The sequence below is a fragment of the Kordiimonas marina genome, from assembly GCF_023006325.1.
In the GTDB taxonomy this organism is placed as follows: Bacteria; Pseudomonadota; Alphaproteobacteria; order Sphingomonadales; family Kordiimonadaceae; genus Kordiimonas; species Kordiimonas marina.
In genome coordinates this window covers 193,928-217,006 of the sequence record NZ_JAINDF010000005.1, presented here as the reverse complement: position 1 = coordinate 217,006, position 23,079 = coordinate 193,928, and the positions used below count along the sequence as shown (strand labels likewise).

The window sequence follows — 23,079 nt, the reverse complement described above, 5'->3', positions numbered from 1 at the left end:
TTGTATCAAAAAAGACCATATCTTAGGGTCTGCCTCAAAGTATGGGGTAAACTCCCCAGTTTCTATGGGAAAAGCGCAATATGGTTCGCATAGCTATTGTCGCATGCATACTCGCAGTGTCGCTAACGCGCCTGATTTCCTATTCATTCGGTATTCCTGCCATTGCCTATTTTTCCCTTATCCCTTTTGTGATTATCGCGGCCATGACGGCGCGGCCCCTCCCCCTTCATCCGGTCGACAAGGTGGTTGCCGGCTTGATGTTAATCGGCATTGCCTGGGTCCCGATTGGCATCCTGTCATCCATGAGCCTGATCAACCCGCCGCCTTTGTCGCAGCAGATCAAGAGCATGATCTGGTACGAAGGGATCTTCTTCGCCTATTTTGCAATCCGCTATGTTCCTCTGCCCAAGAATGCCCCGCGGTTCTTCATGCTGGCATTGATAATCGTCGGCTGCGTGGGGGCAGTTTCCATCTATTTGCAGAAATTCGGGATCATCGGCTCGTTCTATGCGGTAGATGATCAAACTACATCCCTCTATGGTTACTTGGACGAATACGGTATCGCAAAGTATCGAATCAATGGGATGTATGGGAACCCTCACGATGCCGGAGCCGCCATGGCCCTTCTTATTTTTGCGCTCTTTGCATGGGTAAACGTTCACCAATCCAAAGCACCCCAAATACTTTGCAGCATTTTATTGGGCCTTGCTTTTGGAGCGCTCATCTTAACCAGCTCTAGATCGAATTTGGTGGTTGTTATAATTGCCCTGTTTTTTTCTTCTTTTTTGTCATCAAAAGCTTCAAAACAATATCAAATAGATAGAAAAAATTACCGAAAATTATACATATTTATTATAGCAATGATAATATTAATATCATATCCATATATTTATAGAGTTTTTGACGACACACTTATTTTTTCACATGGCTTTGATTTTCTTCTATATGAAGGAAGGATCTCTTCTAATATATATTCTTTTTTGTATCTCACCAACGGCAGTTTAATACAAACTGTTCTGGGTTGGGGTTTAGGCACCGGAGGAATGGCCGCCATTACCGGTGCCAAGGTGCTTCCCGTGAATACCGTTGACCTCTTTATAGTTTCCCTGCTTGCCAATTACGGCATTGTTGGCGTGGTAATGTTCCTTACATTTTTTGTTCGCCTGACGTCCCTTTTGATCAGCAGAGACAAAGAAAAACAGACTCGAGAACATTATGACGATAAAGTTCTCTTGCAGTTCTGCGTAATGTCCGTGGTAGGGGCACTAATATCCATCGCGATCAACACTGATATCGAACAGAAAATATACCCAATATTCACATTCATAGCGATAGGCCTGCACATAAACCATTTGGTAAGGGGCCAAGTTTTGTCACGCCATCAAAACCATTACCCCATGTCAGGCACGTAACAGGCCCAGACAACACCAAAAATTTTTAATACCTTGATGTCAAAGGATAAATAAAGAATATACTCTGCATCTGGCGCCACTTCGGAGGGACTTAACTATGCTATTTCCAAGGCAATAAGGCAAAAATCGAGATGCTCCAGAAATTTTTATTTAAGAAAATTGAACGCTGGATTCTCATACTCTTTATATTTCTGGTGTTAACCGGCATTCCTTTTTTAGGCTGGGCCATTTCGAGTTCGGAGGCGGACATAAACGGCCCCAATTCGACAATTATCACTATTCCTACACCGACAGGAATAGCGTCAACTACTGGCTTGAGGTCTGGGTTGCATCATACCGCCACGTTCTTGAAGAAGCCAAAACCCTCGGGCATTCGGTTGTCTTTGTCTGCTACGAGAACCCCTGCAAACCGAAAGCAGGGGTATTGGCAAAAACTGGCCCGGCGTCTCGACGTAAATGCCGACACGAATGTGGAATTAATCAACAAGAGTTGCGCCGCGCCCCTGGTTTCAGACAAGGCCTTGTGCGAAACGGCGGCTGATATATACAATGAAATGTTAATAGAGAACGACAAAGCCCTATCGCCCCTTTAGATACTCTTTGGGGCGTATCCATTACATTTGAAATTGAAAAAATGACACTTTCCGGTGATTTATGCTAAACCTTCATATAATTTCATTCATGACGATTGATTACCGGGTAATTCTTCACCGAAGTTTTGCTTTTTGTTTTTCGACGGCCGGCTGGAAAGTCAAAAGCATCGAGATGGATGTCGAAACAAACCGTTTCCGCCGCTTTGTTGACAACGGCATGGAGAGGCTTCTCCTGCCGCACGGGCGCGCCAACATGCCCTTGCCCATGCGATTGCTGCGCCGGATCATGCGCTATGTCTATTTCATGCTCGGCGCCATCCTCCTGAAGGCGCGCATGAAACCGGGCGACCTGGTTCTCGCGTGCGACACATGGTCGTTTTTCCTCGCGAGCCTCGCCGTGCCCTTCGACCGCATCGTCTATTACGAGATCGAGGTGTTGGGCCACCAGGACAGGAACACGCCATTCTTTGAGCGCTGGCTCAGGGGCTTCATGCAGCGCAACGTGCGCAAGTGCGCCCTTCTGGTCTCAGTTGAGCGGCACAGGCTGCGCTTCCTTTCAAAATTTTATCGCCAGCCGAACACAGAACTGGTTCTGAACGCACCGATGCGGGCCGATGTCAAAAGGCTGGCCGCCGATCGGCCGCTCGGGAAGCGTCCGCGGATCCTTTATGCTGGGCGGCTGTGGAAATATACGCTCGCGCCGCTTTTGTTAGACTTCGTCAAAAAATATCACCATCTGTATGAGATCGAGATTTTCGGGCTGCCCGATGACGACTGCAAGGCCGCCTTCGAGGACATCCGGCACCTTGACGGCGTCACCTGCCACGGCTTCGCCCCGCGCGAGGACCTCGAACGCGCCTTCGAACGCGCCAATGTCTCTGTCGTGATGTGGGACCCGACCGACCGGTCGAACTTCGGCCTGAAATATTGCGCGCCCTGCAAATTCTTCGATGCGGCCGCCATGGGCATCCCGGTTGTCTGCAGCCCGAACCCTCCCATCAAGGAATGGCTTGCGGAGTACCGGGTCGGCGAGGTGATCGAGCCTTTGGATGCGGATGAGCTCAATGACGCGGTCGCCAAAATTACCGCGCCGGAGAGTTATGCAAAATACCGGGAGGAATGCCTCAAAAGCTCAGACGCCTGGATTTATGACGAGCAGGTGCGCCCGGTCATCGAACGGGTCAAGGCGATGCCCCAGTTTCAAACGCCTTCAGAAAATTCAGAGGCAAAATAGCAGGAAAATCAAATATCTGTTGCCAGTGGGGCCAGAAGCAGCGTCTGCCGTCAGAAATATTCTATATTGACCTTCACGAACAAAGACCCGACTTTAACGCGACGGGGAAAAGCGGTTAGTAAATTTGTTCTTACACACATTCCAGCAATGGCCAGATATCCCACCAACGGCTGTGATTTCTGTGCCCGGGTGCAATTCAGCCTTGGAGAACCATCATTTTGATCGCGCTTGACATAGCTCCCTGTGAAAATTTCAATGGCTACGACAGTTACGTTGAGAGCAGAGGCAACAGCGACCAGAAATTCTGGGGCGATATTTCGCGTTCACAATGGATGACGCATGTCGAAGCCCAGAAGACAGGACAGGAGAATAAGGTCAGAGAGCTGTTGCTGCCAATTGCACAGAGCCTTGCCGCGCTGAGGGTCATTTCCCTGGGGCCCGGCATGGCATTTGGCGTGAATGCCCTGTTGCAGGCCGGTATCGATGCCTATGGATGCAATATAGGGGGACGCATCGGGGCCTGGAAGGATATTGACCTTCCCGCCGATCGCCTTTTTATGGCCGACCTGACGGACCTGCCGCTGTCCGACGGGCAGTTCGGTATAGCCTTTCTGTGGCACGTCTTCGAGCATGTGGGCACTAAGGACGGAAACCAGAAAATGGTCAGCACGACTACGGTGCACAGGCAAAAATGTATCGACCAGTATCACGGAGCCCATACCTATCTGCCGGAAAAAATCTATACTTGGGGAATCAAAAAAGGGATCGGCACCCATAACCCTTTTAGCAAAAAAAATTTCCTGCCTCCCTGGGGCAACTTAAAAGATACCCCTCCGGCTTTAGCGAAGTTGAAATTCTGCCGGCCAGCAGTGGCGGCATGTTTCAGAATACGTCAGCCACGAATATTCCCGGCGGACGTTTCGGAAAATTATTGAAGCAATATGTATCCCTCATCGACAAAACAAAACTGTCTGCAAGCCCCCTCTCGCCGGTCATCAATCTGATAGCGAGAAAATAACGTAACCTACCAAAGGTAATTCAGGACGTGTATTTGCGCCGGCTACTTGGAAAACACCAACTACGCGCGCTGTTCTCCGCCTACAGCGCCAATGCCGCCGGACGCGTGACGGGCATCCTGTTGCAGCTTGCCCTGGTGCCGCTTCTTCTGAAAACGCTGGGCGTGGAGAATTACGGCGCGCTCGTGCTTTATAACACGCTCATCACGTCGGGCATGCTGCTTGACATGGGCATGAGCCAGAGCGTCGCCAAATTCGTGGCTGAACACCGCAGGAAGGCGCGGCTGCTCAGGGAAGTGAAAAACTCGGCCTGGTTTGTCTATCTCGCCCTCTCGACCCTGTTTGCCGCCATTTGCCTGCTGATCGCGCCGGTCATGGCGCTTTTGGGCATCCCCACCCCGAAGGTGGGCAGCCTGGACCTGACGACCTTCACCACCATCTGCGCCATCGGCGTGTTTCCCTATATGCAGCATTTCCTGTTCGTGGAAGTCGCGCGTGGACTGATGCGCTACCGGGCTGTCGCCGCCGCGGAAATAACCCAGCAGGTCCTGTCCCAGTCGTTTGCGATCACGCTCGCGCTCATCACCAGGAACCTCGTCTTCGTCTTCCTCGGGCAAATTGCCGCCACCGCCATCGTGGCCGCCGGTATGTGGACCTACCTCAAGGTCCAACAGCAGGTTACCGTGGGCGGGGGCTTCAACCTCAATTATTTCCGGCGGCGCATCCTGCCCTACAGCCGCGGTGTATGGCTGCAGGCCATATTCAGTTTCGCATCCAGCAGCGCCGACCGTTTCATCATCGTCGGCACCCTGGGTTTTGCCAGCCTCGGCTATTATAACATCGCCTTCAGTGCGGCCGGCGCTGTCATGAGCGTGGTTATTCAGGGTGCGGCCTTCGTGACCCCCATGGTCGCGAACCGCGCCAAGGACTTTGAATGGTGCCGCATGGTGTTCGAGCGGGTCATCCTCGGCATGAGCATCGTCAGCGGGCTTGTCGCCCTGACGCTGACCTTTACCGGGCACATCCTGCTCTCGCTCTGGATCGACGCGGAAACGGCAACCAAGGTCTACCACGCCTTTGTCATCATCCTGTGGTTCTTCGCCTTCCAATCAACCAGCACCGCCCAAACAAGCGTCGCCAATGTTATCGGCAAGATACGCGTCGTGACCGTCTTTTCGGTTTCCTACGCGATCCTGTCGACCATATGCACGGCCGTGCTCGGCCTGATGTTCGCCATGCCGGGCATATTGCTGGCGCGCGCGGTGATGATCGTGCTCGGGCTGATCTCAAGAAGCCTGATTTACAAATATTCGTTCCACAACGCGTCAATTCTTGGGGTGGCCAAATATTCGCTACCCTTATTGATTCCAGCCGCTATCATTGTTCCCTGGGCTTGGCTGCATCTCTGATTTTTCCGCACCGCCCCTTTTTTCAGTCTACGATTTTTTTGATCCTTACGGAGCCGGACCGATACTATGAATGCAGACATGGCGGTGGTTGCACCAATCGACAAACAGGAAGCCCGGGCTTGGGTACCGTGGCGCAAAGGGCCGGACCAGATGGTCCTGCGCTGCACCGGCAGCCTTCTGTCGCGCCTGGCCTATGGCGCCTATCTGCATTGGCCGCTGCCACGCGGTCGGCGGTCCTTATTGCGGCTTCTGGGCCGCCTGCCGTTCATTTCTTCGCACATCACCTCGGTGCCCTTCCGTTCGGCCTTCGGGGGAGCATGCGCCCTTGATATGACCAGCGCCGAGTTTCACTATCTTTCGGGCTTCATGCCGGCCGAACCGCTTGAGGTCATGCTGATGACCCGGCTGGTCGACAAGGACGACGTGTTTGTGGACGTCGGCGCCAACGTGGGGCTTTATGTCATCCACATCCTGGGGCTGATGACCGGCGGCAAGGCCTATTATGCGCTTGAGCCCGATCCCGACAATTTCTCCTTCCTGCGCCGGACCTGCGGCAGCCCCGACCAGTTGAACCTGATCCAGGCGGGTGCAAGCGACCACAAGGGCAGCGCGACGCTGACCCGCACCAACAGCCTTGAGGGCACGCTCGAAGCAACCGAGACGGCGGGACAGGGAACCGTCAGCGTTGACATCCTGCGCATCGATGACCTGCTGAAAGACCTAACAGCCGACCAGAAAATCGTGCTGAAAATAGACGTAGAGGGCCACGAGCCCTCGGTCATCCGCGGCATGAGCGGGCTTGTCGGCCGGGGTATCCTGCCGATCATGCAGATCGAATATCTGCCCGAAAGCGCGGGCGGCAAGCGGCACCTGATCGACGCCGCGCTTGAGGAAACCTTCGGCGACAAGCTGGCCTTTTATGCCATCGCGAACGACGACCGGCTTCTTTACCCGATCGACCTGAAGGACGAGATCGGGCCCGAGGCGCTGAATATCCTCGCATTGCCGCACGCCGAGACCGGGCGGATCGACCGCATTTTCGCCAAGCAATAATCTAGCGCGGGACCGCGACAACCAACCGGCGGATAGTGGAACGAAACTGATATGCAAAAGCTGGTATTCCTCGACTTCGGGCTCAGCGACATGGCGGGGCATTCGTATGAGTACGACAGCAATATCGCGCGCGCCTTCGCTGACGCCGGCTGGAGCGTGGAGGTCTTCGCCAACAGGACCTGCGGTTTCAACGCGCTCGGCCCTGCGGCGGTCAGGCCCTGGTTCAGCCATAGCCCGACAAGCCCGATCTCGGACAACTCGCTCCTCAGGCCGTTCCTCAAGCTCTGGGTACACCTGACCACCACGCGACGGGAGATCAGAAAAGCGTTCGCGCAAGCCGACAACGAAGACACGGTCTTCTTCGCCCAGCAGGTGTTTCCCTACCAGATTTTGGCTCTTGCCGCCGCCGCGCGCGGCCTGAAGGGCCGGCTGGTGGTGATGCTTCGGGCCACGACCCTGAAGCTCGACGCCCGGCAGGAAAGCCCCGCGCCCATTGCGCGCCTCTACGGGTTTGCGCTCAGAAGGCTCGCCAAAGTTCTGGGTGCCAATGTCATCTTCGTGACCGACAGCCAGGGCTTGAGGGTGGAATATGAACCGCTGTCCGGTCGGCCGGTGCATGTGCTGCCGATCCCGAACCCGCCGCTTGAGGCAACCCCCGGGCAGGCTGCGGCTGCCGATGACGGCGTCCTGACCGTTCTCTATTCCGGCCGCGCGGCGACCGAAAAAGGCTTCCTGCACCTGCCTGCCATCATCCGCGCGGTCAAGGATGCTGGCTTGCCGGTGCGCTTCATCGTGAATGCCTTCCGTCACAAGGACGACAGCGACCCGAAGCTGAAAGCAGCGATTGACGACGTGACAGCGCTTATGGGCAGCGGTGACCAGTTGATTGCCGCTCCGCTGCCGGGCGATGCCTATCACACGCAGCTTGCCTCGGCCGACTTTTCGCTGATGCTGTATGACAGGGCGCGCTACCGCCACCAGACGTCGGGGGTTTTGATCGATACCATCGCCTCCAGCACCCGGCCGATCGTGACCGCAGGCACCTGGCTGGCCGAGGTGGTGACAGACACCAGGTTCGGCGAGATCGTCGACGAAAATAAGGGAACCGTCGGCCAGGCCGTCGTCCGCATCCTGGAAAATGCCGGAAAGGGCTTGTCAAAGGCAGGCCCCGACCTTCAGAATTGGCCCCATTCCCGCAGTGAGTTTCAAAAGCGGTTTTGCAGTATCCTGGATTCCTGATTTGTTTATAGCCTGCCGCTTGGCGGGTGCCGGAGAAAACAGCACGTGACTTCATTTTACCAAATGGTCTTTGGCAGGCTGCTCAAAGAGGGCCGGATCGACAGGTCCGACAGCCTTCTGGTCGTGTGCGGCGGCGAACTGGACTACCGCGAACTCAAGGCGCTGGGCTTCACCAACGTGACGCTTTCGAGCCTGGACACAAGCTTCGCCGACCGGGTCGAAGCCCCTTACCGCTGGGCCAGGGAAGACGCCGAAAACCTGTCGTTTGATGACGGTGAATTCGATGTCGTCGCGGTCCATGAGGGCCTGCACCACTGCCGGTCGCCGCACCGGTCGCTCCTTGAGATGTACCGCGTGGCACGCAAGGGCATTGTCATCATGGAAAGCCGCGACAGCGCGCTCATCCGCGCGGGCTGTGCCATTGGCTATGTGGCCGACTATGAGCTTGAAGCCGTCGCCGACAACGGGTTGCGCTATGGCGGCGTCTCCTACAGTAGCATCCCGAATTTCGTCTACCGCTGGACCGAGCGCGACCTGGTCAAGACCATGAACACGGCGCACCCCGAATGGGTGCATGACATCAAGTATTTCTATAACACCACCTTGCCCACCGGCCGCATCAAAATGGCGCGTAACCCCTTGAAGAAACTTCTGTATATGGTGGCGATGCCGGCCATTTACTGTTTCCTGAAGCTGTTCCCCAAACAGGCCAACCGCTTCGGTTTCTGGGTCAGGAAAGAAGGTCTTGCCCTCCAGCCGTGGCTGAAGGAGATGGACGGCACCATCGATGCCGACCCGGCCTATTTTGCCACACGTTTCAACACGAAGCAGAGCTAGGCGCGCGGCCTAGCGAACCAGATTGTCCAGCCCCGCATCCTTGTAAAAGGTGTTGAGCACGGGCCGCTTTTTCATCTCGGTCTCGATATAGGCCCTGCCCGCGACGCCCATCTTTTCACGGGTTTGCGAATCGTCGCAGAGCGCTTTCACCGCGGCGATGATATCGCCGATCTGCTCCCGCGGGATGGCATAGCCGGCGGCTGAGGTTTCCATCACCTCGGCAATTGAACTGCCGGCGGGCGCTGTCACCACTAGGGGGCGCTGGCATGACATGATGTTGAACATCTTGCCCGGCATGACAAGGTCGCTGACCTCATTGCGCTGCGGGATCAGGTGCACGTCCATGGTGGTAATCAACGTGGGCAGAAGCGCCTCGGGCTGCAAATCGCCAAGCGTGACATTTGCAAGCGCCATTGCCTCGCAGTCCTGCCTCAGCTGGTCCTTGGCGGGTCCGCCGCCGCAGATAATGAAATGCACATCCGTCCGGCCGCTGTCCTGAAAATCCTTCGCGACATCAAGGACCAGCTCGATCCCCTGTTTGCGCGCCAGGTTGCCGGAATAGCCGACAATGGTCTTGCCTTCGGGCAGGCCCAGTCGCCCACGCATGGCCAGGCAGTCGGCATCCGAGGCCGGCGACAGATGCGCCATATCCACCCAGTCGGGGAAGAGCCGCGCTTTCGAGGGCGCTGCGCCTTTCTCGACCAGGCGGTCCAGCATCTTGCGGCTCACCGCGGTCACGAGATCTGCGCGGCGGAAAAACAGCCGCTCCATCCACGCCAGAAAGCCGATCACTGTCTTGTTGCGGATTGCGCCCATATTCTGCCCGATATCGAGCTGCAGGTCCTTGACGATCAGCACCTTCCTGGCCTTGCGCCACGGCAGAAGCGTCGCCATCCCCAGAATAAGCGGCGGCAGGGTGATGATCACCGCCTGCCAACGCGAAAACAGGAACCAGATGAGAAGCGGCAGGGAAAAGATAAAGAAAACAAGTTCATAAAGAATGCGGTGCTTGAAGCCGGTATCGGCCGGGGCATAGGTCGGCACGCGGATGACCCTGACGCCGTTCAGCGTTTCGCACGAATAGAAGCCGTAGCGGTAGCCATCCCTCTTCTTCCAGTCAGGATAGAGGGGGGCTGCCGCGATCACGGTCACGTCGGCGCCGCCAGCAGCGATATCCTCTGCCATTTCCGTTGTATAGCGCGGGATGCCGATGGGTTCAGGGGCATAGTTAGTGCCGTAAATTAGCACTTTTTTTGGTATATCTGTCATGGTACTAAACTGGTGCCTGTATTTAAATTTTTGAAATTTTTACAAGAAATCATGTGTCTGCGAAAGGGCAAGCAACAACGACGTTTCTAACTAGATATACTAATTACATTGTCGATGTGAAGCGCTGATCGAAGCCCCTACCCGGTGGCCTGAATGTGATACCATCGCCGACTATAGAAATGACGCCGGCTTCACCTCCCGACACAGGGCCGGCAAGCCAAGAATAAATAGGAGATTATCTTGAGCCTGAAAGTATTGGTCACTGGTGGCGCCGGTTATATCGGTTCCGTGCTTGTCCCCGAACTGCTGGCAAGGGGACACCATGTCACGGTCATCGACAATTTCCTGTTCGGCCAGAACAGCCTTGCTGCCTGCTGCGCCTATGAGAAATTCGATGTCGTCAACGGCGACGCGCGTGACGTACGTATCCTTGAAAAGTATGTCCCCAAAGCCGACATCGTCATCCCGCTTGCCGCCCTTGTGGGCGCGCCGATGTGCGCCCGCGACACGGTGGGCTGCGAAACGCTGAACCGCGACGCGGTGCTGTCGATCCTCAAGCTGCGCAGCAAAGACCAGCGCATCATGATGCCGGTGACCAACTCAGGCTACGGGATCGGCGAAAGCGGCAAGTTCTGTACCGAAGAATCGCCCCTGCGCCCGGTTTCGCTTTATGGCCGCACCAAAGTGGAAGCCGAAGCCGCGACGCTGGACGCCGGCAACTGCATCACCTTCCGCCTGGCGACGGTATTCGGCATGGCACCGCGCATGCGGATCGACCTTCTAGTGAACGATTTCACCTACCGCGCGGTCAAGGACCGTTTCCTGTCGATCTTCGAGCCGCACTTCAAGCGGAACTACATCCATATCCGCGACGTTGTCCGCGCTTTCCTGCACGGGATCGAAAATTTCGAGACCATGAAGAACGAGCCCTACAATGTCGGCCTTTCGGACGCCAACCTCTCCAAGCTCGAGCTGTGCCAGAAGATCAAGCAGCATGTGCCTGAATTCGAATTTGTCGAAAGCCTGGACGGCGAAGACCCCGACAAGCGCGATTATATCGTCTCCAATGAGAAGATCGAAAAGACGGGCTTCAAGCCGCAGTACTCGCTTGATTTCGGCATCCAGGAGCTCGTCAAGGGCTACCGGATGATCTCGAACAACCGCTACACGAACGTCTAGACCATGGCCAAGAAGATCCTCCTTACCGGCGCGACCGGCTTCCTGGGCCGGCATACCGCCCCCGTCCTCAAGGACCGCTACGGTGCCGAAAACGTCGTCTGCGTCGATTCGTCCAATTATGACCTGATGGACCCGAAGGCGGTGGACCAGATGTTCACCGACATCAAGCCCGATGTCGTGGTGCACTATGCCGCCTATTCGGGCGGCATCGGCGCCAACCGGGCCTTCCCGGCGGATTTCTATTACCGGAATACGCTTCTGACGGCGCTGACCTTCGACGCGGCGGCACGGCACGGGGTGAGCAAGCTTGTCTACCCGATGGGCGGCTGTTCCTATCCCGCCACGGCCAAGAGCCCGATCGACGAGACGCAGCTGTTTTGCGGCTATCCGCAGAAGGAAAGCGCCGGTTATTCGACCGCCAAGATGATGGGCGTTGTCGCCGCCCGGTCCTACAAAGACCAGTACGGCCTGAACGCAACCGTCATCATTCCCGGCAACATGTACGGCGAATATGACAATTTCATCGAGCGCGACAGCCACGTGGTTCCCGCCATGGTGCGCCGCTATTATGAGGCGCAGCTGAATGGCGTAACCGAGGTGACAATGTGGGGCACGGGCGCGCCGCAGCGCGATTTCGTCTACGCGGGCGATGTGGCCAAGACCATCCCCTTCTTCATCGAGAGCTATGACGAGGTTGGCCCCGTGAATATCTCGAGCGGGTCTTCGACACCGATCAGGGAACTGGCGGAAACCATCGCCAAGCTGACCGGCTTTGAAGGCAACATCAAGTGGGACACCGACAAGCCCGACGGCCAGATGATCAAGATCTTCGCGACCGAGAAGATGGCCGGCCTTGGCCTCAGCTGCCCGACCAGCCTTGAGGAAGGCCTGAGGAAGACCATCAAATGGCTCTCAGCCAACTATGCCACCAAGGGTGACGGGATCAGGCTATGATCTATGTGATCGGCGGCAATGGCTTTGTCGGCAGCGCCTTCGCGCGACTGTTCGACAGCCTTGCGCTCGACTACCGGATTATCGACCGCGCGACCTATGACAGCTTCCGCGGCACATCGTGCGACCTGGTCATCAACGCGAACGGCAATTCGCGCAAATATATCAGCGTGCAGGACCCCTTGGCCGACTTCGACATGTCGGTGCGCAGCGTCGCCGACAGCCTTGAGGCCTTCAAGGCCGACAAATATGTCTTCCTGTCATCCGGGGACGTGTATCCCGCCCCCATTACGGCCGACACAACAGACGAAGGCCAGGTGATCGATGTGAAGACCACCAGCCGTTACGGCCTGCATAAATATATGGCCGAACAGCTGGTGATGGGCGCGCACGACGCCCCGCTTGTCATCCGCATGGGCGGCATGGTTGGGCCCAACCTCAAGAAGAACCCGACCTTCGACATGCTCACGGGTGGCCCCGTGTGGCTGTCGCCCGCGTCCGAGCTTCAATATTGCTCGACCGACCGTGTCGCCGCGCAGGTCTGGGCGCTGATCGGCAAGGGCATCACGGGCGAAGTGGTCAATGTCGGCGGCCGCGGTACGGTGAACCTTGGCCAATTGCACCGGCACATCGGTTCAAACTCCGAATTCAAGGCCGACGCCCCCACGGTGTTCAATGAACTGAGCACCGATAAGCTTCAACGCCTGACCGGCCTCAGCGTCCCCGACAGCGCAAGCGAGGTCGCCGACTTTGTCGCCACCTGGAAAGCCACCGGGGGACAGCCGGCATGACGGCCATCGTTCTTGCGGGCGGCAAGGGCACGCGCATCGCCCATCTGGTCAATGTGCCGAAACCGCTGGTCCCTGTTTGCGGCGAGCCGTTCCTGCACTGGATCACCAAATGGGTGATGGCGCAGGGCGAAACATCGATCGTCTATTCCGCGGGCTTCAAGGCCCATGAAATCGAGGCTTGGGTCGACGCCGAGCAGTCAAGGCTTCCGGGCTGCACCTTGAAAACCGTGGTCGAGACCAGCCCCCTGGGCACCGGGGGTGGCGCGCTTCTGTGCGCCGACGCGGTTGAGGACGATCACTATCTGATCGTCAATGGCGACAGCCTGACCGACCTGTCGCTTGAGGCCGCCTATGGCTGGCTCGAACGCGATGCCACGCTTGACGGTGTCATGGTCGGCGTGGTGGTCGAGGACGCAAGCCGATACGGCAGCCTTGCCTATGGTGACGACAATATCCTGACCGGCTTTCGCGAAAAGACACCAGGCAAGGGCGTCGTCAATGCCGGCACGTACCTTTTGCGCAAGCATATGTTCGACGGCTTCACGCCGGGCGAAAGCTACAGCATGGAAACCGATTTTTTCCCGACGTGGCTGTCTGATGGGCGCAGGATCGGCATCGTGATGACCGCCCAGCAGTTCATCGACATCGGCACGCCGGACACGTTCAGGCAGGCTGACACCTTCGTGCGGGCGGTCTACGGCGCCTCAAACTGACAGTTGGATCGCAAAATTCTGGCAAATAGCGTGGAAATACCTGGGACAATGCGGTTAGACTTTTGGTCGCACGATTTTTGAAGTTGGTACTTTTGGGTTTGTAGATTTAGGGGTTTGGAAAACATGGCACTGCCTTCGAATTTTCCTGATGGAAGTGTTTGCATCATCGGACTTGGGTATGTCGGCCTGACCCTCAGCGTTGCCATGGCGAACGCGGGCTTCCGGGTACACGGTATCGAGCGCAACCCGGACACACTGAAATGTGTCCGTGCGGGCCGAGCGCATTTCACCGAAGTGGGCCTTGATGAAAAGTTAGCGCGTCAAGTACAGGCCAGGCAGATCGTCGTTTCCGACAAGCTTGAGCCGGGCATGCCTACGACAACCTATATCGTCACGGTCGGCACCCCGCTCGGCCACGGCAAGAAAACCGACTACGCCGCCATCGAACAGGTCGCCAATGACCTATCGAAAGTCTTGAAGGACGGCGATCTGGTCATGCTGCGCTCCACGGTCCGCGTAGGCACGACCCGCAATATCGTCAAACCAATCTTGGACAAGAGCGGCGCCACCTACGACCTGACCTTCTGCCCTGAACGCACGCTTGAGGGCCGAGCACTTGCGGAATTGCGCACGTTGCCACAGATCATCGGCGGCATCAACCACCGTTCGGCGCTCAGGGCCTCACAGCTTTATACCTTCCTCACGCCGTCCGTTATCCGGGTGAACGACCTTGAGACGGCGGAGATGATCAAGCTGATCAACAATACCCAGCGCGACTATATCTTTGCCTTCGCGAACGAAGTGGCGAGCATGTGCGATGCGGTCGGCGTGTCGGCGTCCGAGGTTATCGCCGCCGGCAACCTTGGCTATGAGCGGTCAAACCTGCCACTGCCGGGCCCCGTGGGCGGGCCATGCCTTGAGAAAGACCCCCATATTCTGGCCGAAGGCATCGAACCCTATGGCTTCACCCCGGAACTGAGCCTTGCGGCCCGCGTCTGGAACGAAACCCTGCCAGACCGCACGATCGCGCAGATTGCTGGTCTCTGGAAAGACAAGGTCGGCGCCGACAATGCCCCCGGCACCATCACTATCCTGGGGCTGGCCTTCAAGGGCCGCCCGGAAACCGACGACCTGAGGGGTACGATGGCGGGCCCGATCATCAAAAGCCTGCGCACCCATTTCCCGGGGGCGAAGCTGAAGGCGTTCGACCCTGTTGTCGCCATGGACAAGGCGGCCGACTTCGGTGTCGAGCCCTGCCCGACGCTAGAGGATGCCATGCGCGGCGCCTCGATCGCGGTCATCCAAAACAACCACAACGCCTTTTCGCGCATGCCGCTTGCGCGCCTTGCCACAACCATGCAGCAGCCCGGCATCATCTATGACTACTGGAACCAGCTGCACGGCGAGGACCTGGATCTGCCATCGGGCGTGGCCTATTGCGGGCTGGGCAATCTGGTGAACCTGAATAGCTGGCCGACGGGCCATGACAACGACAAACAGGCTGTGTAAATGAGCGAAACCATCCTCGTAACCGGAAGCGCGGGCTTCCTTGGATACCATCTGGCCGTCGCGCTGGCCGGCAACCCGGCCAACCGGGTCATCTGCGCCGACAATTTCATCCGCGGCGAGGATGACGCGCTCTATCAGGCACTGCTCGACCGGGACAATGTCACGGGCCTTTCGCTTGACCTGACCGACCCGGCGGCCGTTGCCAAACTGCCGGATGACGTGGATGTCGTCTACCATATGGCGGCCCTCAACGGGACGCAGAATTTCTACAATTGTCCGTTCGAGGTGGTGCGCTGCTGCACGTTGCCGACCATGCACCTGCTCGCGAAATATGGCCCGCTCGGCCGCTTGCGCCGCTTCGTTTACGCAGGCACCTCAGAGGCTTATGCCAGCACGGTCCAGACCTTCGGCTGGGAAGTGCCGACCGCGGAAAATGTGCCTGTCAGCTTCGACGATACCTACAATGCGCGCTGGTCCTACGGCGCCTCCAAGGTGCACGGCGAAATCGCGGTCATCCATGCCAGCAATGAATACAAGATGCCGCATACGATCGCCCGGTTCCACAATGCCTATGGCCCCCGGATGGGCGACAAGCATGTGATTCCCGATTTCCTGATGCGGGCGCGCGAAGGCCGGTTCGAATTGTACGGCTGGGAAGACACCCGCTCTTTCATTTATGTCGACGATGCCATCGCGGCCACCATTGCCATGGGAGAGAGCGAAGCCTGCGTGAACCAGACGATCAACCTAGGCGGCACGCGCGAAATCACCATGCTTGAGCTTGGCAAGATCATCATGGAAACCTGCGGTTTTGAGGGCGAGATCACCTGCTTCCCGTCACCTGCAGGCTCTGTCCGACGGCGCTGCCCCGACATCCGCAAACTCAAATCACTTACCAATTTCAAAGAAAATTGGTCGCTAGAACGGGGACTTCAAGCAACAATAGATTATTATCTCAGCGACCAACATTAACAGGTTAACTCTGCGAATGAAAGTTTGGGCACCCTAATTCCAAATACAATAGATCAGCTTGCCGCACGCTTATAGTGGCGGCGGGTGGGGCGGAGCTTGCGGGCGGTCTCCAGCGCTTTTTCATTTTCCTTTTCGGCTTCCCGGAGCTGTTGGTACTCACCGGTCTTGTATTGGACAGGCCAGTGCGGGTCAGTGACGCCATAATGCGCGGCGGCGCGGCGGGTGAAGGCCGGTTCATTGAGGTGCGGACGAGCGAGGGCGACGAGGTCTGCCCGCCCTGCTGCAATGATGGTGTTGATCTGCGCGGGCTCAGTGATCGCGCCCACGGTCATCACCGGCAGACCAGAGACATGACGGATATAGTCCGCAAACGGCACCTGATACATACGGCCGTAAACAGGCTTCTGCTGCGGCACCGTCTGGCCGGTCGAAACGTTGATCAGGTCGACGCCTGCTTCCTTGAAAGCTGCGGCAATTACATCCAAGTCGTGCCAGCCAATTCCACCGGGAGCCCAGTCCCATGCTGAAATCCTGACCGACATCGGCTTATGTGCGGGCCAGGCTTCCCGCATGGCCTTGAAGACCTCCAGCGGATATTTGACCCGGTTCTCGGTCGAGCCGCCATAGCCATCCGTGCGGGTGTTGGTGAGCGGCGATAGGAAGCTCGCCATCAGGTAACCGTGGGCGCAGTGAAGCTCGATCATATCGACCCCAGCGCGGTCCGCGCGCAAAGTTGTCTCGACGAACTCTTCACGGATACGGTCCATGCCCGCGCGGTCCAGCTCGGCAGGAACGGCGTTCACACCCTCCTTATAGGGAATGGCGGAGGCGGAGACGAGCGGCCAGTTGCCCTCGTCCTTCGGCAAGTCTGCGCCTTCCTTCGGGTGCTTGGTCGAGCCCTTGCGGCCCGCGTGGCCGATCTGCATACAGACTTTGGTATCGCCATTTTCATGGATGAAATCGACGATATGGGCCCAGGCTTTCTCCTGCGCGTCATTCCAGAGGCCGGGGCAATAGTCGGTGATGCGCGCGTCCGGCGACGGACAGGTCATCTCGGTGAACAAAAGCCCCGCGCCGCCAACCCCGCGCGCGCCCAGGTGCATGAAATGCCAGTCTGTCGGCACGCCCTTATCAGCCGAATATTGCGCCATCGGGGCAACGACCACCCGGTTCGAAAGCGTCATGCCCCTCAGCTTGAAGGGCGTGAACATCGGGGTTGGGTGCTTGCCCTCGGGCGGTTGGGCGTAGGGGGGCAGGGACGCATAATATTCATCCTCCACCTTCTTGAGAAAGGCCGCGTCCCGCAGCCCGACATTGTCCCAGGTGATGCTTTTCGAGCGCGACATCAGCGCGAAAGCGAATTCATAGCGGCGCTTGTCCCAGTGGCGCGCCATATCCTCAAACCAGCGCAAGGAAACATCCGCGGCGTGCTGAATGATCTCCACAGGCGTGCGGCGCTTGTCCTCATAGGCCGCCATGGCGGCAGGCACATCGCCCGCATTCTCGACCACGGCTTCGCTGAGCCCGATCGCGCATTCCATCGCAAGCTTGGTGCCGGAGCCGATCGACCAGTGCGCCGAGGCCTTGGCATCCCCCAAGATCGCGATATTACCAACCGACCAGGTGGCGCAGCGCACGCGCGGGAACTGGCGCCAGATCGAACGGTTGGTGATAAGACCGTGGCCGTCCAGCTCGTCGGCGAACACGCGCTCAAGAGCACGCGCGGTTTCGTCCTCGCTCATGTCGGCGAAGCCACAGGCTTCAAACGCTTCCGGCGTGCATTCGATCACCCAGGTCGAACGTCCGGCTTCATACTCATAGGTGTGAGCGCAGAAATGGCCTTCCGGCGTTTCCTTGAAGAAGAAGGTGAAGGCATCTAAGGGCTTGGTCGAGCCCAGCCAGGTGAAATGGTTCTTGCGCATTTCAAGCTCACGGCCAAAGCCCTCGGCGAAGCGTTCGCGGATCGCGCTGCCAATCCCATCGGCGGCGATGATCAGGTCGCTACCCGCCAGCTCTTCTTCGAGCCGGTCGATATCGAGCCGCTTGCCGAAGGTGAGCTTTACGCCAACCTCCCGGCAGCGTTTGGTCAGGATTTCCAGAAGCGTGAAGCGTGAACAGCCGGCGAAGCCATTCCCGCCGATGACCGTGCGCGCGCCATCCTTTTCGACCACAATGTCCTGCCAGTAGGCGAAGCTGTCACGGATCAGGTCATAGCTTTCAGGGTCGGCGGCGAAAAACTCATCCAGCGTCTCGTCGGAGAAGACCACGCCGAAGCCGAACGTGTCGCCCTCGCCGTTTTGCTCAATGACCTCGATCTCGAAATCAGGCCGGGCCTTCTTGGTCAGAAGCGCGAAATAGAGGCCACCAGGCCCCCCGCCGACAACGCTGATCTTCATGGCCTGTCTCCCTTACCCACCGGCACCACAGCCGTGGTTTCAATCTCCACCCGGGCCTTCTCCTCCACGAGGCGGGACACTTCCACGCACGCCATGGCGGGATAATTTTTGCCCATAAGCTCACGCCAGATCGGCCCCATGCCCTTGAGGTTCGCGATATATTCATCGCGGTCGGTAACGTACCAAGTCATCCGCGCGATATGCTCCGGCCCGGCATCGGCCTCGGCGAGCACCGCAAGCGTGTTCAGGAGGGTCTGGCGAAGCTGGCCCAGGAAATCCTCGGCCTCGAACACCATATCCGGCGTCCAGCCGATCTGACCGGCGACAAAGACCATGCGGCCTTCAGCGGCAACACCGTTTGAATAACCGGACGGCCGCGGCCAGCCTTCGGGCAAAAGCGGGGTCATGAGCATACTTCCTCTTCACGTTCATTAAGCCAGGGGCGCATTGCGGCGCGTATGTCGTCAGGCCAGGGCAAGGCCTTGCCGGTTGCCATATCCATATGGACAATGACGAGCTTGACCCTGAGCCGTTCCTCAGCCTGCGCGCACGCCATCACCGAAAGGTGGCAGCTGGAAGTGCCGATGCGGGTCGCCATCAGGCTGAAGGTCAGCTGGTCATGCATCCGGCTTGGGCGCATAAAGTCCGCCTCGATATGGGCGGTCGGTACGGCACGTTTTTCATCGATATGCAGATGCTTGAAATCGAAGCCCAGCCCTTCGCCGAACCAGTCCTCAACCAAATCATTGATCAGACCGAAATAGCGCGGATAGAACATGATCCCCGCCGCATCCACATGCGCGAAACGTATCTGCACCTGTTTTTCAAACACCGCCACCGGTCTAACCCTCCCTCAGCTTGAAACGCTGGATCTTGCCGGTTTGGGTTTTCGGGAGTTCATCGATGAAGTCTATCGCGCGCGGATATTTGTAGGGCGCGATCGTTTCCTTCACGTGGGTCTTGAGGGCCTCCGCGAGGTCCGCTGATGGGGTAACGCCAGCCGCCGGGACGATGAAGGCCTTGACGATCTGGCCGCGCGCGGTGTCCGGCACACCGACGACCGCGCATTCGGCGACGGCGTCATGCAGGAGGAGGGCTGCTTCCACCTCCGGGCCGCCGATATTGTAGCCCGATGAGACAATCATATCGTCCGAACGTGCGACGAAGCGGAAATAGCCGTCCTCATCATGGAAATAGGTGTCGCCGGTAACGTTCCAGCCGTTCACCACATAGTTTTTCTGCCGCTCGTCGGCCATATATCGGCAGCCGGTCGGCCCTTTGACCGCAAGGCGGCCGGTTGCGGGCGGCGGCAGGATATTGCCGTCCTCATCAATCACGCAGGCGCGGTAGCCGGGCACTGGTTTACCGGTATGGCCTGGCCGGATATCCTCCGCCTTCGCCGAGATGAAGATATGGATCATTTCAGTGGAGCCGATGCCGTCCATCAACTTGAGACCGGTCTTCTCAAACCACGCATCGAAGATCGCCTTCGGCAGCGTTTCCCCCGCCGAAACACAGACGCGCAGGCTGGAAATATCCGCGCCGTCAAGCTGCTCCAGGATGGTTTTGTAAGCCGTCGGGGCCGTGAACAGCATGGTGACCTTGTGCCGGGTGATACAGTCCAGGAGCGCCTGAGGGGTCGGTGGGCCGGAGATGAGCGCCACGGCAGCCCCAAAGCGCGCCGGGAACACCACAAGACCACCAAGGCCGAAAGTGAAGGCAATGGGCGGTGAGCCTGTAAACACATCTGTCTCGCGAGGCGCGAGGATATGGCGGGCATAGCCGTCCGCCATCGCCAGGATGTCGCGGTGGAAATGCATACAAGCCTTGGGCTTGCCGGTGGTGCCGGAGGTGAAAGCCAGGAGCGCGACATCATCCTGCGCGGTCTGTATCGGCGCGAAGTCATCCGGCTTCTCAGCCATATGGGCTTCAAGCGTCGCGCCCTCAGCCCCGAACCCGACGGTGCTGACCGGCTTGGCGGTTACCTTTGCGGCCCCCGTCAGTTCATCCATCAGGTCATTTTCACTGAGCGCGAGTCCGATTTCAGCGGCATCGATGATCGTGGCCAGTTCGCCCGCGCGCAGAAGCGGCATGGTCGAGACCACAACACCGCCCGCCAGCAGCGCGCCGTACCAGGCCGCGAACATCATCGGCGTGTTGCGCCCGCGCAGGAGCACGCGGCCCCCCGGCACCAGGCCATAGTCTTCGGTAAGCACGCGAGCGATGCGGTTCGCCGTGGCGCGGAGCTCGGCATAGGTCCAGCTGCCACCGTCCCAGAGGATAGCCGGGCGGTCCGGCTTGCCGCCATTCAAAAGCGTGTCCGCCGCGTTCAGCCGCTCGGGGTACCGAAGCTCCGGCAGGTCGAAGACGAGCTCCGGCCAGTCCGCCATGTCCGGCAGGCGGTCACGGGTGAATGTATCGATATGGGCACTTTCAAACATGGTCTCCCACCCTCATTTTCCGGGCCTCCCCAGGCCCATGATGACACCAGCGCCAGCCCAGCGCCGGTCGCTTACTCGCTCAGAAGCTGACGCGCGATCACCAGTTTTTGCACCTCGGACGCGCCCTCATAGATGCGGAGCGCGCGGATTTCGCGGTAGAGTTCCTCCACCTTCACGCCGTGCGTCACACCAAGGCCACCGAACATCTGCAGCGCCTTGTCGATCACGGTTTGCGCCTGATCGGTGGCATGGAGTTTCGCCATCGCCGCCTCCCGCGTCACGCGGGGTGCACCGCTGTCCTTGGTCCAGGCCGCGCGGTAGATCAAAAGCGCGCTCGCGTCGACATCGAGCGCCATTTCAGCGAGCCGTTCCTGCGTGATCGGCTGCTCGGCCAGCGGCTTGCCGAACAGCACCCGGCTTTTCGTGTGCGTAACAGCCTCGTCAAGAGCCCGGCGCGCAAAGCCGAGCGCGGCAGCCCCAACGGTGGACCGGAAAATATCCAAGGTCTGCATGGCCAGCTTGAAGCCACCGCCGCGCGCGCCAAGCAGGTTCCCGGCAGGCACGGTACAGCCCTGGAAGAACAGCCGCGCAAGCGGGTGTGGGGCTATCACCTCGATGCGCTCCTCGATCTCCAGCCCCGGCGTGTCGGCATCAACCACGGCAGCGGACAGGCCGCGCGCACCATCAGCCTCGCCTGAGCGGGCGAAGACGCAGTAGAAGTCAGCGATACCGCCGTTGGAGATATAGGTTTTGTGACCTGAAACGCGGAGACCACCCGGCACGTCCGTAAGCCCGGTCGCGATCGAGGCGACATCCGAACCCGCTTCCGGTTCAGTGAGCGCGAAGGCCGCGATCTTTTCGCCCGAAGCCACCAAGGGCAGATAGGCCGCCTTGGTTTCCTCCGACCCGCCAAGCGTGATGGCGCCAGAGCCAAGCCCCTGCATCGCGAAGACAAAATCGGCCAGGCCCGAATGGCGCGCCAGCGTTTCGCGGATCAGGCACAGGGAGCGGACGTCGAGCGTATCGAACATGCCGCCATAGGCCTTCGGGACCGCATAGCGGAGCCAGCCACCTGCCCCGAGCGCCTTCACGAGCGCACGGCAGGTCGCGTCGACATCATCATGCGCGCCGGGGGCATCCACAATGCCCGGCAGGGTTTCGGTGGCCCAGCCGTCCAAATCCGCCGCCAGCGTGCGGTGGTGATCGTCAAAAAACGGCCAGGAAAGGAAGCTTGTGTCTACCATCAGTCGCCCTCGAATACCGGTTTTTCCTTGGCGACAAAGGCATGGTAGGCGCGGGCGAAATCCTTCGTCTGCATGCAGATGGCCTGCGCCTGCGCTTCCGCCTCGATCGCCGTATCGATGCTCATGTCCCATTCCATATTCAGCTGGTTCTTGGTCATGGCGTTCGCAAATGTTGGTCCCGCCGCAAGGCGTTCCGCCATCTTGACGGCTTCTGCCATCAGCGCATCCCGCGCGACAATACGGTTGAAATAGCCCCAGCGTTCGCCTTCCTCAGCGCTCATGGTGCGGCCGGTGAACAGAAGCTCCGACGCCCGGCCCTGGCCGACGATGCGCGGCAGGATCGCGCAGGCGCCCATGTCGCAGCCCGCAAGCCCGACCCGGTTGAACAGAAACGCCGTCTTGGTCTCCGGCGTCGCGAACCGGAGATCCGACGCCATCGACATGATCGCGCCCGCGCCGACGCTGATGCCGTCCACCGCCGCGATGATCGGCTGCGGGGCAGCGCGCATGGCTTTGACCAGGTCCCCGGTCATGCGGGTGAACTTCAGAAGCTCCGGCATGTCCATATCAACCAGCGGGCCGATGATTTCATGGACATCACCACCCGAGGAGAAGTTGCCGCCCGCGCCTGTAAGTACGATGGCCTTGACCTCCGGCACATAGACAAGCGCGCGGTACATATCGCGGAGCTCGGCATAGCTTTCGAACGTCAGTGGGTTCTTGCGCTCCGGCCGGTTGAGGGTGACGGTCGCGATGCCGTCCGCATACGACCACAGGAAATGTTCTGGTTTGAAAGTCTTGGGGTCCATCATGGGGTCCTT

Annotated in this window: 21 protein-coding genes; 14 read left to right on the top strand and 7 right to left on the bottom strand. The window is 58.5% G+C overall.

All coding sequences use genetic code 11. The features are described from left to right. Positions 1–80: 80 nt before the first annotated feature. The 8 genes from K6118_RS12845 to K6118_RS12810 all read left to right on the top strand — a co-directional run bounded on the left by K6118_RS12845 (position 81) and on the right by K6118_RS12810 (position 8,793). Positions 81–1,412: a hypothetical protein gene (locus K6118_RS12845; RefSeq protein ID WP_247120769.1), complete on the top strand. Its 1,332-nt coding sequence runs from the start codon at positions 81–83 to the stop codon at positions 1,410–1,412. A 131-nt stretch (positions 1,413–1,543) separates the two neighbouring features. After that, positions 1,544–2,005, top strand: coding sequence for a hypothetical protein (locus K6118_RS12840; protein ID WP_247120768.1), 462 nt, complete (start codon positions 1,544–1,546; stop codon positions 2,003–2,005). 172 nt (positions 2,006–2,177) lie between these two features. Beyond that, a complete protein-coding gene (locus K6118_RS12835) occupies positions 2,178–3,239 on the top strand; it encodes a glycosyltransferase (protein WP_247120767.1) in 1,062 nt (353 codons plus the stop codon). 218 nt (positions 3,240–3,457) lie between these two features. Next, entirely contained in the window at positions 3,458–4,174 is a 717-nt protein-coding gene (locus tag K6118_RS12830; protein WP_247120766.1) for a class I SAM-dependent methyltransferase, read from the top strand. A gap of 116 nt (positions 4,175–4,290) precedes the next feature. Continuing rightward, positions 4,291–5,664, top strand: coding sequence for a lipopolysaccharide biosynthesis protein (locus tag K6118_RS12825; protein WP_247120765.1), 1,374 nt, complete (start codon positions 4,291–4,293; stop codon positions 5,662–5,664). 66 nt (positions 5,665–5,730) lie between these two features. Then, complete coding sequence (locus K6118_RS12820; RefSeq protein WP_247120764.1) at positions 5,731–6,717, top strand: FkbM family methyltransferase; 987 nt, start codon at positions 5,731–5,733, stop codon at positions 6,715–6,717. A 51-nt stretch (positions 6,718–6,768) separates the two neighbouring features. Next, positions 6,769–7,956, top strand: a complete 1,188-nt coding sequence (locus K6118_RS12815; protein WP_247120763.1) for a glycosyltransferase family protein — start codon at positions 6,769–6,771, stop codon at positions 7,954–7,956. Between the two features lie 45 nt (positions 7,957–8,001). Further along, entirely contained in the window at positions 8,002–8,793 is a 792-nt protein-coding gene (locus tag K6118_RS12810) for a class I SAM-dependent methyltransferase (protein WP_247120762.1), read from the top strand. Positions 8,794–8,802: 9 nt separating this feature from the next. Here K6118_RS12810 and K6118_RS12805 read toward each other — a convergent pair whose 3' ends face one another. Further along, entirely contained in the window at positions 8,803–10,062 is a 1,260-nt protein-coding gene (locus tag K6118_RS12805) for a WcaI family glycosyltransferase (protein WP_247120761.1), read from the bottom strand. A gap of 246 nt (positions 10,063–10,308) precedes the next feature. Here K6118_RS12805 and K6118_RS12800 point away from each other — a divergent pair, with 246 nt between their 5' ends. The 6 genes from K6118_RS12800 (at position 10,309) to K6118_RS12775 (ending at position 16,177) form a co-directional block, all read left to right on the top strand. Next, positions 10,309–11,241: an NAD-dependent epimerase/dehydratase family protein gene (locus tag K6118_RS12800; protein WP_343269969.1), complete on the top strand. Its 933-nt coding sequence runs from the start codon at positions 10,309–10,311 to the stop codon at positions 11,239–11,241. Between the two features lie 3 nt (positions 11,242–11,244). Continuing rightward, on the top strand, positions 11,245–12,195 hold the full coding sequence (locus K6118_RS12795) for an NAD-dependent epimerase/dehydratase family protein (protein WP_247120759.1): 951 nt from the start codon (positions 11,245–11,247) through the stop codon (positions 12,193–12,195). Beyond that, entirely contained in the window at positions 12,192–12,983 is a 792-nt protein-coding gene (locus tag K6118_RS12790) for an NAD-dependent epimerase/dehydratase family protein (protein ID WP_247120758.1), read from the top strand. The genes K6118_RS12795 and K6118_RS12790 overlap by 4 nt, the downstream gene beginning before the upstream one ends. Further along, a complete protein-coding gene (locus tag K6118_RS12785) occupies positions 12,980–13,696 on the top strand; it encodes a sugar phosphate nucleotidyltransferase (RefSeq protein ID WP_247120757.1) in 717 nt (238 codons plus the stop codon). The genes K6118_RS12790 and K6118_RS12785 overlap by 4 nt, the downstream gene beginning before the upstream one ends. Positions 13,697–13,819: 123 nt before the next feature. Further along, on the top strand, positions 13,820–15,205 hold the full coding sequence (locus tag K6118_RS12780; protein ID WP_247120756.1) for a nucleotide sugar dehydrogenase: 1,386 nt from the start codon (positions 13,820–13,822) through the stop codon (positions 15,203–15,205). Next, on the top strand, positions 15,206–16,177 hold the full coding sequence (locus K6118_RS12775; protein WP_247120755.1) for an NAD-dependent epimerase/dehydratase family protein: 972 nt from the start codon (positions 15,206–15,208) through the stop codon (positions 16,175–16,177). Positions 16,178–16,230: 53 nt separating this feature from the next. On the opposite strand, the gene K6118_RS12770 is transcribed toward K6118_RS12775, so the two are convergent. The 6 genes from K6118_RS12770 to K6118_RS12745 form a co-directional block, all read right to left on the bottom strand. After that, a complete protein-coding gene (locus tag K6118_RS12770; RefSeq protein ID WP_247120754.1) occupies positions 16,231–18,573 on the bottom strand; it encodes an oxidoreductase in 2,343 nt (780 codons plus the stop codon). Continuing rightward, positions 18,570–18,980 carry a RidA family protein gene (locus tag K6118_RS12765; protein ID WP_247120753.1) on the bottom strand — a complete coding sequence of 137 codons (411 nt, stop codon included), beginning with the start codon at positions 18,978–18,980 and terminating at the stop codon, positions 18,570–18,572. The genes K6118_RS12770 and K6118_RS12765 overlap by 4 nt, the downstream gene beginning before the upstream one ends. Next, positions 18,977–19,411: an acyl-CoA thioesterase gene (locus tag K6118_RS12760; RefSeq protein WP_247120752.1), complete on the bottom strand. Its 435-nt coding sequence runs from the start codon at positions 19,409–19,411 to the stop codon at positions 18,977–18,979. Before K6118_RS12760 ends, K6118_RS12765 begins: the two co-directional genes overlap by 4 nt. Before the next feature lie 4 nt (positions 19,412–19,415). Next, positions 19,416–21,014, bottom strand: a complete 1,599-nt coding sequence (locus K6118_RS12755; RefSeq protein ID WP_247120751.1) for a benzoate-CoA ligase family protein — start codon at positions 21,012–21,014, stop codon at positions 19,416–19,418. Positions 21,015–21,085: 71 nt separating this feature from the next. Then, a complete protein-coding gene (locus K6118_RS12750) occupies positions 21,086–22,258 on the bottom strand; it encodes an acyl-CoA dehydrogenase family protein (RefSeq protein WP_247120750.1) in 1,173 nt (390 codons plus the stop codon). Then, positions 22,258–23,067 carry an enoyl-CoA hydratase family protein gene (locus K6118_RS12745; protein ID WP_343269968.1) on the bottom strand — a complete coding sequence of 270 codons (810 nt, stop codon included), beginning with the start codon at positions 23,065–23,067 and terminating at the stop codon, positions 22,258–22,260. Before K6118_RS12745 ends, K6118_RS12750 begins: the two co-directional genes overlap by 1 nt. Positions 23,068–23,079 lie beyond the last annotated feature (12 nt).